Here is an 11,841-nt window from a genome sequence, read left to right as displayed (position 1 = left end):
ATGCCTGTGTTGAAACCTGTTCTTGCCAAGGCTCTGACCCTGGCAGTGCTGGCGCTTGCAGTGGTGCTGGGCTGGTTTGCCTGGGACTACTACACCCGTGCGCCCTGGACCCGTGATGCCCGTGTGCGGGCCGATGTGGTGACCCTGTCGGCCGAGGTGGCAGGGCGCATCATCGAGCTGCCGGTGCAGGACAACCAGTTCGTCAGGCAGGGCGACCTGCTGCTGCAGATCGACCCGGCGCGCTACGAGCTGGCCGTGCTGCATGCCGTGCGAGCCGTCGAAGTCGCGCGTGCGGCGCTGGGGCAGTCGCAGGCCGCCATCGTCGCCAACGAGGCGCAGCTCAAGCAGCGGCGCAGCGAAGAGCAACGCCGACGCAAGCTGCAATCGATGTCGGCAATCTCTGCCGAAGAGTGGGAAAAGGCCGGCACCGACGTGGCCGTGGCCCAGGCCGACCTGCTGCGCGAACAGTCCAACCTCGGCCTGGCACAGGCCAACGTGCAACTCGCCGAGGCCACGCTGCAGCAGGCCCGGCTCGACCTCGAACGCACCCGGGTCAGCGCCCCGGTCAGCGGTTACGTGACCAACCTGCTGACCCGCCAGGGCGACTATGCCCAGCCGGGCATGCCGCTGCTGGCGCTGGTCGACAGTTCGTCGTTCCACGTCAGTGGCTATTTCGAGGAAACCAAGTTGCCGAAAATCAAGGTGGGCAGCCGTGCGCGCATCGCCCTGATGAGTGGCGAGGTGCTGGAGGGCACGGTAGAGAGCATCGCCTATGCCATTACCGACCGCGAGAACCAGCCGGGCAACCGCTTGCTGGCCAACGTCAACCCAAGCTACACCTGGGTCAAGCTTGCCCAGCGGATCCCTGTACGGCTGCGCCTGGAGCGCAGTGCCGATGCGCCACCCTTGCGTGCGGGGACCACTGCCACCGTGACCATTCTCGAATAGCTGGGGGTGGGCGATGAGCATGATGTTCGATTTGAATGAGCTGTACCTGTATACCAAGGTGGTCGAGTGTGGCGGTTTCGCATCGGCCGGGCGCGCGCTCGGCCTGCCCAAGTCGCGGCTGAGCCGGCGAGTCGCCAATCTGGAGGACCGCCTGGGGGTGCGCCTGATCCAGCGCTCCACCCGGCAGTTCGCGGTCACCGAAGTGGGGCTGGAGTACTACCATCACTGTATGTCGATGGTCGATCGGGCATTTGCTGCCGAGGACGCGATCCAGCGCAGTCGCGCCGTGCCCAGCGGCATTGTCCGGCTGGCCTGCAGCACCTCGCTGCTGGATGCACGCCTGGCGCCGATGCTTGGGCAGTTCATGGTGCAATGCCCGGCGGTGGAGTTGCTGGTGAAGAGCTACAACCGGCGGGTCGATGTGATCGGCGAGGGCTTCGACCTGGTCCTGAGCGTGCGCCATCAACCGCTGGAAAGCAGCGAGCTGGTGATGCGCAAACTGGCGCAGAGCCGCCAGTGCCTGGTGGCTTCGCCCGGCTTGCTGGCGCAGTACGACCGCCCTCTGCAGCCTGCCGACCTGTTTGAACTGCCCAGCCTTGGCTGGGGGGCGAATGTTCAGGAGTACGGCCCCGAAGGCGGGGTGGCGTCCATTCGCTTCCGCCCACGGTTGGTCTCCGACGATATCGCGGTGCTGTACCAGGGCGCGCTCGCTGGCGTGGGCGTGGTGCTGCTGCCAGCGGATATGGTGAAGGATGACCTGGCCGCCGGGCGTTTGCTGAACGTGCTGGAGAGCTGGGTGCCCAGGATGGGCGAGGTAATCGCCCTGTTTCCTTCGCGGCGGGGGCTGACGCCAGCGGTGCGGGAGTTGATCGACTTTCTTGCGGTGGCGTTCGAGCGGTCGGCGTAGCGCCTTTGACCGGGCGCAGCGTTCATCAGGCAGAACGCTGCGGCGCATTTCATCACCTACCGTCCGTTGCGTCGTGCACCTATCATTCAAGCTTTGCAGCCTGTGCAGCAGGGTGGCCACAGGCAATCGTCAATCAGGAGTTTCAATGTCAGAGCGAGCAATCCGCGCTTCGTTTGCAGGCGTGGCGTACCAGGTGAACGTGACAGATGGCCAGCACCAGTGGGCCAGCGATGTTGATGCGGCGGCAGGCGGCGGGGATGTCGGGCCGTCACCCCATGGGCTGTTGCTGTCATCCCTTGGCGCCTGCACTTCCATCACGGTTGCCATGTACGCACAGCGCAAGGAAATGCCGCTGCAAGCCATCGATGTGGATATCCGCATCGAGCAGGAACAACTGGGGCGCGAACCTCGGATCCAGATCGCTCGTGACATTCGCTTGAGCGGGCCGCTGAGCGAAGAGCAACGCACGCGCTTGCTGGAAGTTGCCAATGCCTGCCCCATTCACAAGGTGTTGAGCGGCGAAATCATCATCGCCAGCAAGCTGGTTGGATGAGGCCAGGCGCAGCGTTGCGCCTGCCGGCTGCCGGTAGAGGAGCAGCACATGAGTACATGCGCCAACTATCCCTTGGCGGGCATGAGGTGCACGACGATGGCGACCCTCGACGCAAATCGGCGCCTGCTGCTTTGCCCGTTGGGGCTCGGCCTGGTGCTTGCGGCGCCTGCCCAGGCCGACAACGCCCTGGGGCAGAAGGACAACATCTTCACCGGTGTCAATGACCGGCAGGCCGTGGAACTGGGCATCCCGCCCGGTCTGGTCGAAGGCGCGCGCCTGGATGCGCTGGTGAGGAACTACTATTTCCAGCGCGATAACCACTCTGAGCTGGTACCCCGCGACCCGACCGAATGGGCCCAGGGTTTTCTGTTTTCGTTCCGCTCGGGCTTCACCGATACGCCTGTCGGGTTGGGCGTGGATGCGCACGCCTTCCTCGGCATCAAGCTCGATGGCGGCGGTGGAAGTGGCGGCGCTGGCTTGCTCCCGCTGGACTCATCGCTCAAGCCGGGTGACACGTTTTCCAGTGCCGGCGCAGCGCTCAAGCTGAGGTACCTCGACACCTTGGTGAAGGCCGGCGACCAATTGGTCGAGAACCCGGTGGTGGCGAGCGGCACAAGCCGCCTGTTCCCGCAGACGTATCGTGGCGTCACCCTGAAGAACCATGGCATCGACGACCTGTGGCTGGATGCCGGGTTCGTGGAATCTACCCGGCTGCGCAACCAGAGCGGCCACTCCCACCTGGTCACCGCCTATGGCGCGCGCAACAGCGCGGGTGTGGCGGCGGACCGCGAAAGCCCTCATATCGGCTGGCTTGGCGCGGTGTATGGCCGGCCGAAAGGGTTGCAGCTGACCGTTTATGGCGGCCAGCTGGAAGACATCTGGAATCAGTATTACCTGGGGGTTTCGCAGGTGTTTCGGGTCAACGATGCGCTGCTGCTCAAACCCTACCTGCACTACTTCAAGACCCGGGACCAAGGGCGCAGCCAGCTGGGTGACATCGATAACGACACCTACAGCGCCGGTATCTCCGCGATAGCCTATGGCCAGACCCTGACCCTGGGCTTGCAGAAGGTCGACGGCCGAACGCCGTTCGACTACATCACGCAGAACGACCGTGTCTTCCTTTACCTGAGCAACTCCCAGCAATTTGCCGATTTCAACGGCCCCGGTGAAAAGTCCTGGCGCCTTCAGTACGAAACCAGCCTGGCGCCGCTGGGGGCGCCCTCGCTGCAGTTCATCGCGGCCTACACCCGTGGCGAGGCCGACCTCACCCGTGTCGATCCAGCAAGCGTCGGTTATGGCTATATCTACAACCCGGACGGCAAGCACGCCAAGCACTGGGAACGCGACCTTGCCCTCAAGTACCAGGTGCCAGCCGGCCCGGCGAAGGACCTGTCGCTGACCCTACGCTGGGCAACGCACCGCGAGGGTGATGGCTATACCGCGCCCGGCAATACCCGCGGCAACTCCAGTGCCGATGAGTACCGCCTGATCGTCGATTACCCGATCAGCCTGTTCTGATCGCGTGATGTGCGTCGGCCACGACGCACAGGTCCGCTGAAGGGATGATGCTTGGTCATGCAAGCCCGCTCTCCTAGAACTGCACATAACTCGTTGAATTAGCAGGGCCCCTGTGGGAGCGGCTTTAGCCGCGAACACCGGCGTAGCCGGTGCCATGCACCGCGTTGGATTCTTCGCGGCTAAAGCCGCTCCCACAGGGTGACGCGGATTGCTTGCGAATTCAGTTCTCTACGCGACAGCGCGGCCGTACTTGTGGGAGCGGGCGTGCCCGCGAAGGGCCGCAAGGCGGCCCCGGCCTGACATCGGCCCGGCGCCGGCATAGCGCCGGTCATTCCCAGATATGTTCGGCCAGAAAGTCGATCAGGCTGCGCACTGAGGGCAACAGGCCGCGGCGGGAAGGGAACACCGCATGGACGATGCCGCAGCGCGGTTCCCATTGCGGGTTGAGCTCCACCAAGCGGCCGTTTTCCAGGTCCTGGTCAACCACCATGAACGGCAATTGCACGATGCCTACACCGTCAAGCGCCGCCTGCCGCAGTGCGCTCATGTCATCGGTGATGTAGCGCGGCGTGTGGCGGATTTCGGCATGCGCGCCGTCGGGCCCTTCAAGTTGCCAGATGTGGTCCCTGGGTGGCCCCCAATCCAGGCTCGGCTGCTCACCCAGGTGCTCTGGTTCGACGGGCAGTTGCAGCGCCAGCCGCTCCACCAGCGAGGGGCTCGCGACCAGCCGCTGCGGGCTCCTGGCCAGTGTGCGCATGACCAGGTCGCTGTCCTCCAGCGGCGGGAAGCGCACCCGCAGCGCCAGGTCGAGGCCTTCGCCCAATACATCCACACGGCGGTTGGTGGGTTCCAGGTGCACCTTCACTTTCGGGTTTTCGGCCATGAATCGACTGACCAGCCCGCCAACGCGGTAATGCAGCAGGGTTGTCGGGCAGCTCATGCGGACGGTGCCCTGGGGCTCGGCGCGGGTGCGTTCGACCACCCATCGGGCCGCTTCCGCTTCCACCAGCATGGCCCTGCAATGCTGGAAGAACTCCTGGCCCGTCTCGGTCACCGAAAAGTGTCGGGTGGAACGCTGGAGCAGGCGTACGCCCAGGCGCTCCGCCAGCTGCAGGACGCGCCGGCTGAGTGTGGATTTCGGAATGTTCAGTGCCCGCCCGGCCGGTGCGAAACCGCCGTGCTCGACGACTTGGGCGAAGTAATACAGGTCGTTCAGGTCTTCCATGTTCGATGGTTCACCAGATGGAACTCTGTGACCAATCTATCAGCTCTACCGCATGCAGCGTGAGAGCTGCCGCCGTTGCCGCTGGGCAACACCAGCTTCCTGGATGGGGTCGTACGGCCAGGCATGCTGTTCGAACTGCCGCGAAGGGCCGCAAAGCGGCCCCAATTTGCTTAGCCTCACTGCACCTCGCACGCTTCCTGCGAAGGCACACCGTAGGACACGTAGTACGCCAACCCCACGAAGATCGCCCCACCCACCGCATTCCCCAGGAACACGGCCACCAGGTTCTCCGCCAACTGCCCCCAGCTCAGGTAGCCGGCAAAGATCGCTGCGGGAATCAGGAACATGTTGGCAACCACGTGCTGGAAACCGATGGCGACGAACGCCATGATCGGGAACCAGATGCCGAGAATCTTGCCGCTCATTTCACGGCTGGCATACGACAGCCACACTGCCAGGCACACCAGCCAGTTGCAGCCGATTCCGGACACGAAGGCGTGGAGGAAGTCGGCGTTGGTCTTGCTGGTCGCAGCCGCCAACATCTTGTTCAGGTAGGCCCCTTCGGTCAGGCCGAGCAGGTGACCGAAGCACCCGGCAACGAACAGTGCACCGAACAGGTTGGCGACGGTCACCAGCAGCCAGTTGCGCGCCACGGCGCCTGGGCCGATACGCCGGGCGAACATCGCCAAGGGCAGGCTCATCATGTTGCCGGTGAGCAGTTCGCCACCGGCCAGGATCACCAGGATCAGGCCGATGGGAAATACCGCGGCGCCCAGCAGTGTGCCGAACGAGGCCCACTGTACCGGGATCATGGTGCTGACGTGGATAGCCAGGAGAAACCCCAGCGAAATAAATGCACCTGCGAGAAACCCCAGGACCAGTGTCGCATGGGTGGATAGATGGGCTTTTTTGACGCCGCTCTCGATGACGAGCTCGGTGATACGGGTGGGGCTGTTGACGGACATTTCGCAAACTCGAACACAGTGACGGCGACGCAACTGGCAGGCACGCCGTGGTGGGGCTTGATCAGTACGGGGTAGGCTGCGCAGCTGGCGCAAAGGTGTAGCGCCCACCTTTGGGCCAGCGGCGAAGAGGGCGGCAAGCTACATGAGGCAATTTGACGCGGTCAAATCGATGGAATGGATGAGCTGATAGACCGCGTCGATGAGGCCCGCAGGTCAGCGCGCGTAGATCAGCTTCCCGGCAAACCAGGTCTGCAGCACTTGGGTATCGCGCAGCGTTTCGGCATCGACGTCGAGTACGTCGCGGTCGACCACGATCATGTCGGCCTGCTTGCCGACCTTGAGCGAACCGATCTGCTGCTCCAGGCGCATGGTGCGGGCGGCGTTGAGTGTATAGGCCTGGAACATCACCTGGCGGTCGATGGCTTCAGCGGCGTTGAGCACACCTTTGGGCCCCTTGCGGCTGATGGCCTGGTAGATCGCCTGCCAAGGGTCCGGGGTGGTGATCGGCCAGTCGCTGGCGCCGGCAAGGGTGGCGCCATGCTTGAGCAGCGAACGGGCCGGGAAGGTGTGCATGAAGGCCATGGCGTTCACGTACGGCTTGACCAGCTCCATGTTCGATTGGTCGGCGCTGGCCCAGTACAGCTGCATTGCTGCAATCACGTCGAGCTGCTTGAAGCGGGCGTATTCCGTGGGGTTGACCATCTGCAAGTGGGTGATGGAATGGGGGATGCCGCTGTGGCGATCACGCCGTGCCTGCTCGATGCCGTTGAGCGCCTCGCGCACGGCGCGGTCGCCGATGGCATGCACGTGCACCAGCCAGCCACGGGCGTCGGCGGCACTGACCAGCTCGCCAAAGTGCTTCGGGTCCAGCAGCAGTTCGCCGTGCTTGCCGGAGTTGCTGTAGGGCTCGAGCATCGCCGCCGTTTGCGCTGGCGCTTCGGCAACGCCGTCGGCAAACACCTTGATGCCCGGCAGGGTGAGGTTGTGCACGCCGAGAAATTGCCGGCGTACCTTGTCCAGTTCGTCCAGCTCGGCAGGGCGGGCCCTGGAATCGGCCATCAGCAGGGCGGCGACGTGGGCGGTCAGCTCGCCGCGCGCGGAGAGGTCCTTGTACACCGGCAGTACGCCCAGCGAATGGTTGTTCACATCAGCCCCCGGCAGCTCGTTGGCCAGCGGGTCCATCCAGCCGGTGATGCCCAGCTGCTTGTAATGGTCAAGGGCCATGCGCCCTGCGCTCAGCAGGGTGGCGTGGGGCAGCGCGGGCAGCAGGTCGGTCACCGGGTAGTAGCTGGCATCGGCGAGGAAACCGTTTGGGGTTCCGTCCGGGTGTTGGCCGATGGTGTTGCGTGCCTCGGCAGGCAGGGCAGCGATGGTGTCGGCATCGATTGCGGTGCGCTTGAGCATGGCCTGGTTGGCCCAGCCGGTGTGCATGTCGTTGGCGGCGAACAGGATCGGTTGCTCGGCCCATTCGCCGTGGTTGAAGCGCTGTTCCAGCGCCGGAATGTCATTCCAGTAGGTGCCCGGTACACCACCGATGACAAGGAACTCGCCGCGCACGGCCTTGCCGTCGCTGCGCCACTGGCGCAGGCGCCGTTCCAGTTCGTCCAGGGCAACCTGCTCGCCGGCGAGGTCGGCCAGCACCAGTTGCAGGCCACCCTTGATGGCATGCGAGTGGGCGTCGAGCATGCCCGGCATCAGCACCTTGCCACCCAGGTCGATGACCCGGGTGCCTTTGGCCTTCAGGCGTAGCACGGCCTGGTCGGAACCTACCGCGACGATTTTCTCGCCTTCGACGGCCACGGCCTGCTGCAAGGGCTGGCCGGGCTCGGCGGTGTAGACCTTGGCGTTGTGCAGGATCAGGTCCACTGCCGCGAAACCCGGCATGCAGGTGCAGGCCAGGCCGGCGCTGATTGCCATCTTCAGGAGCTGCTTCATGCTGTGCCTCGTTGTTGTCGTGATGGCGCCGCAGCCTAGCCAGGGGGCCAGGGCGGATAAAGGCGAGGGCAGGCACAACTTTTTTCGTGATGGGGAAAGAATCCCGAGCCCGTATTTGCCAGGCTGCAAGCAGCGGACCTTGCCGTGCCTATTCAAATCGCCGGCATTTGCGGGTTTGATAGGAGGGGCAGATACTCGCCACCCTCGCATCACTCCCACCGTTTGTGCCGAACAGGAAGAAACCATGGACAAGATGATGGCCCTGACCATCTTCGTCGCTGCCGCCGAACACGGCAGCTTCAGCCGTGCGGCCGAGCAACTGGGCAAGACGCCGTCTGCCATCACCAAGGCTGTTGCGCACCTGGAGAGCGAACTGGGCGTGCGCCTGTTCGAACGCACCACCCGGCGCATGGCGCTGACCGAGGCCGGTACCTTGTACCTGGAAGGCGCGCGCCAGGCGTTGATGCACCTGCAACGGGTGACCGAGGAAGTGGAGCAGTTGCAGCACGCGCTGCGCGGTACCCTGCGCATTACCGCGCCACCGTCGTTCGGCCCCGCGTTTCTCAACCAGGTGTGTTGCCGCTTCATGCGCGAGCACCCGCAGGTGCGCCTGGAGGTCAACCTCAACGATGCCAACGAAGACCTGATCGATGGCGGCTACGACCTGTCGCTGCGCGACGGCCCCACCGACCAGCCGGAGCTGATCGCCCAGCCGCTGATCGAGAACCGCGTGATCCTTTGCGCCAGCCCTGCCTACCTGGCCCGACACGGCGAGGCGATCACTCTGGAGAACTATGCCCAACACGACTGGCTGCTGTTGCGCCACCCGCTGCTCAATCGCAGCTTCTGGTGGATCGAACACGGCGGCCAGACGCTGCGTGTGCGTCAGCCCACCCCTCGACTGGTGAGCGACAACTTCGACTTCCTGCTGGCCTGCCTGCTCGATGGGCAGGGCTTGCAGTTCGTACCCACCTGGTGTGCCGCCCCCTACCTGGCCAACGGGCAGCTGGTGGAGGTGATGCCCGACTACTGGCGGGCGCTGAGTGCGTTCGGCCCCTGGGTGCACGTGCTTTACCTGCCGCACCGGCGCAATACCCGCAAGGTGCAGGCGTTCATTGCCTTGCTGCATGAGCACCTGCACGGGCAGGGCGCGCAGGCGCTGGCACGGGGCTGAGTTTTTCCATCGGGGCACAAAAGTTGTGCGGGTTGTGGCGATGATCGATTGGGGGGGCCTCGTTAGGCTAGCGGTGCTTGCCTGACCACCGCGGCCTGTATCAGGAGTTTCCCGCCTTGAAGATCCACACCCATGTCAGCGACATCCGCAACCCCCTCGAGCGAGGCCGCCAGATTGGTGCGCGCTTCGCCGAGCAGATCCGTACCACCACTGCACTGTACCTGGGCTTTTTCCCGCGGGTTGGCGTGCCCTTGAGTGAGGCGCAGCGCATCGGCGAAAACAGCTTGGCAGCCCTGGAAGCCTGGAGCCCGGGCCTGGCCGCTGAAGTGGTCGGCCTGGCCAGCGGTGCCGAGCTGCCGCTGTGGCAGCTGGCGAGCCTGAACGCCCGCACTGAAGTACTGGCGGCCCGAACCCGCCACAGCGAATGCTCCACCACCGTGCATGCACCCCGTGGCGCACGTGCGCCGCAGACCCTGCAGACCTGGGATTGGCATGACAGCCTGTGCCCCCATGGCCTGATGCTGGCGCTGCACACCGAGCGCGGCATGAACGTCAAGCTGTTCTGCGAGTTCGGCATGCTCGCCAAGCTTGGTGTGAACAGCGCGGGCCTCGGCCTGCACTTCAATATCCTCCACCACACCAGTGACAACGACAGTGGTGGTGTGCCGGTACACGCCATCGCCCGGCGTCTGCTGGAGGAGGCCAGCAGTGTCGAGGAGGCCATCGAGCTTGCTCGTTCGGCGCGGGTCAGTGCCTCCACCGTGCTGACAGTGTTCTCCCGCCAGGACCGCAGCCCGCGCGCGGCCAGCATCGAATTGAGCCCCGCGCGCACCGCCTTGGTTTTGCCACGGGAAGACGGCTGGCTGCTGCACACCAATCACTTCCTCGACCCACAGCTGAGCCTGGGCGAGCAGGTCGCCGACCGTGCCGATACCCAATGCCGTCTGGGCCACCTCGAGCAGGTGGTCGGCCAGATGGCCAGCGCTGACCTGCGTGCCCGGGCCGAGGCCATGTGCGGCGCCGAGGGCGACAGGGCGCCAATCTGCTTCCACCCGGACATGGCCATGCCCGATACCGAGCGCTGGGAAACCTTGCTCAGCGTCGGCATCGACACCGAACGCTGTGCCCTGCAGTACGTGGCCGGCACGCCTGTGCAACTGGCCAAGGCCGGCTTCGACACTTTCTGAGCCAACCCGGTGCCGCCAGCTCAAGGCGGCGCCGCTGAACGAGAACAACAACAATGCATGCGCAACATTCCCGCCCTGCGTCATCCCGTTCCGCCTTGCGAACCTTCTGCGTCTCCGGACTGGGGACGGCGCTGGAGTTCTATGACTTCATCATCTACGGCACCGCCGCCGCACTGGTGTTTCCCCAGGTGTTCTTCCCGCAGATGGACCACCTGACAGCCACGTTGGTGGCCTTCAGCGCTTTCGGTGCGGGCTTTCTTGCCCGACCGTTGGGTGGCCTGGTGTTCGGCCACTTCGGTGACCGCATCGGCCGGCAGAAGGTACTGGTTGCCACCTTGCCGCTGATGGGCATGAGCACCTTCCTCATCGGCTGCCTGCCCGGCCATGCCAGCGTCGGCGTGGCCGCGCCGATCCTGCTGGTGCTGCTGCGCCTGGTCCAGGGCTTTGCGGCTGGCGGGGAGTGGGGCGGTGCCGCGCTGTTCGGCATCGAGTCTGCGCCACCGGGGCGGCGCGGGCTGTGGGGTAGCTTCACAAGCATGGGGATTGGCGTGGGTGGCATCCTCGGGGCTGGGGTGTTCGCCATCGTCAGCGCGGCCTTTGACGACAACCTGGTCGATTTCGCCTGGCGCATCCCGTTCTGGCTGGGCGGTACCTTGGTGCTGATCGGCCTGTACGCGCGCCTGAAGGCACCGGCAGCGGCCACCACGCCCGTGACCAGACCTGAACATGCACCGTTGGCCGCGGCCCTGCGCCAACGTCCGCGGCAGCTGTTGCTGTGCACCGGGATTGCCTTCGGTTACTGCACCATCGCCTACATCGGCAGTACCTTCTTCCTGACTTACGCCACACAGGTGGGCTTCGGCAGTACCGAGGCGTTGATGTTCGACCTGGCGATGTCGGTCGCCATCGTGCTGTCGGCGCCGTTGTTCGGCTACCTGTCGGACCGTTTGGGGCGGCGCACGGTGATGTGCTTTGGCGCAGTGGCAATGGCCGTGGGGCTGTTCGTGTTCTTTTCCCTGGTGGGCATGAAGAGCTTCGCCATCGCCTTGTGCGCCTACAGCCTGACCGGCCTGCTGATGGGCGCGACCCAAGGGCCTATCCCGGCCTTCCTCGGCGAGCAGTTCCCGCGCAGCATGCGCTACTCGGGTATCTCGGCCAGCTACCAGATCGGCGCCGCGCTGGGCGGCGGCACTGCATCGAGCATCGCCACGGCAATCCTGATCCTCACCAACCATGACCCGTTGGGCGTGGCGCTGTATGGCGCGGGGGCTCTGGCATTGGTTGCGGTGTGTTCGCTCATGCTGCGCGAGACATCGCGGTTGAGCATGGCGCAGATAGATGAGGAGGCGCCGGGGCGCGTGGCGTCTGCGGCATTGGGCAGTCATTGAGGGTATTTGCGCTGCCTGCCATCACCCAGGACAAATTT

At 64.8% G+C, this 11,841-nt stretch carries 10 protein-coding genes and 1 pseudogene; 8 read left to right on the top strand and 3 right to left on the bottom strand.

What is annotated here, in order from left to right; translation table 11 throughout:
- The first annotated feature begins 9 nt into the window (after positions 1-9).
- The 4 genes from CAG22_RS21330 to CAG22_RS21315 all read left to right on the top strand — a co-directional run bounded on the left by CAG22_RS21330 (position 10) and on the right by CAG22_RS21315 (position 3,929).
- Positions 10-948 (top strand): HlyD family secretion protein, encoded by a 939-nt coding sequence (locus tag CAG22_RS21330; RefSeq protein ID WP_085706146.1) that lies wholly within the window; start codon positions 10-12, stop codon positions 946-948.
- 22 nt (positions 949-970) lie between these two features.
- Positions 971-1,855 (top strand): LysR substrate-binding domain-containing protein, encoded by an 885-nt coding sequence (locus tag CAG22_RS21325; protein ID WP_085706145.1) that lies wholly within the window; start codon positions 971-973, stop codon positions 1,853-1,855.
- A gap of 145 nt (positions 1,856-2,000) precedes the next feature.
- The gene (locus CAG22_RS21320; RefSeq protein WP_025339542.1) at positions 2,001-2,408 is read left to right on the top strand and encodes an OsmC family protein; all 408 of its coding nucleotides are present in this window, start codon (positions 2,001-2,003) and stop codon (positions 2,406-2,408) included.
- Between the two features lie 96 nt (positions 2,409-2,504).
- Positions 2,505-3,929, top strand: a complete 1,425-nt coding sequence (locus tag CAG22_RS21315; RefSeq protein ID WP_085706119.1) for an OprD family outer membrane porin — start codon at positions 2,505-2,507, stop codon at positions 3,927-3,929.
- Between the two features lie 328 nt (positions 3,930-4,257).
- Here CAG22_RS21315 and CAG22_RS21310 read toward each other — a convergent pair whose 3' ends face one another.
- Positions 4,258-5,154 carry a LysR family transcriptional regulator gene (locus CAG22_RS21310; RefSeq protein WP_085706118.1) on the bottom strand — a complete coding sequence of 299 codons (897 nt, stop codon included), beginning with the start codon at positions 5,152-5,154 and terminating at the stop codon, positions 4,258-4,260.
- Between the two features lie 66 nt (positions 5,155-5,220).
- Here CAG22_RS21310 and CAG22_RS28790 point away from each other — a divergent pair.
- Positions 5,221-5,295, top strand: a pseudogene (locus CAG22_RS28790) (hypothetical protein); the annotation flags it as partial.
- 35 nt (positions 5,296-5,330) lie between these two features.
- On the opposite strand, the gene CAG22_RS21305 reads toward CAG22_RS28790, so the two are convergent.
- Positions 5,331-6,119 carry a formate/nitrite transporter family protein gene (locus CAG22_RS21305; RefSeq protein ID WP_085663382.1) on the bottom strand — a complete coding sequence of 263 codons (789 nt, stop codon included), beginning with the start codon at positions 6,117-6,119 and terminating at the stop codon, positions 5,331-5,333.
- A gap of 213 nt (positions 6,120-6,332) precedes the next feature.
- Entirely contained in the window at positions 6,333-8,054 is a 1,722-nt protein-coding gene (locus CAG22_RS21300) for an amidohydrolase (protein ID WP_085692978.1), read from the bottom strand.
- 244 nt (positions 8,055-8,298) lie between these two features.
- Between CAG22_RS21300 and CAG22_RS21295 the strand changes: the two genes are divergently transcribed.
- From CAG22_RS21295 to CAG22_RS21285, 3 genes are all read left to right on the top strand, one after another.
- Positions 8,299-9,228 carry a LysR family transcriptional regulator gene (locus tag CAG22_RS21295; protein ID WP_085588106.1) on the top strand — a complete coding sequence of 310 codons (930 nt, stop codon included), beginning with the start codon at positions 8,299-8,301 and terminating at the stop codon, positions 9,226-9,228.
- A 116-nt stretch (positions 9,229-9,344) separates the two neighbouring features.
- Positions 9,345-10,415, top strand: a complete 1,071-nt coding sequence (locus CAG22_RS21290) for a C45 family peptidase (protein ID WP_085706117.1) — start codon at positions 9,345-9,347, stop codon at positions 10,413-10,415.
- A 53-nt stretch (positions 10,416-10,468) separates the two neighbouring features.
- Positions 10,469-11,803, top strand: a complete 1,335-nt coding sequence (locus CAG22_RS21285; protein WP_085706116.1) for an MFS transporter — start codon at positions 10,469-10,471, stop codon at positions 11,801-11,803.
- The last annotated feature ends 38 nt before the right edge of the window (positions 11,804-11,841 follow it).

The organism is Pseudomonas sp. B8(2017) (assembly GCF_002113575.1).
Classification (GTDB): domain Bacteria; phylum Pseudomonadota; class Gammaproteobacteria; order Pseudomonadales; family Pseudomonadaceae; genus Aquipseudomonas; species Aquipseudomonas putida_Z.
The sequence above is the reverse complement of the archived record's forward strand: the minus strand, read 5'-3'. Positions and strand labels throughout refer to the sequence as shown.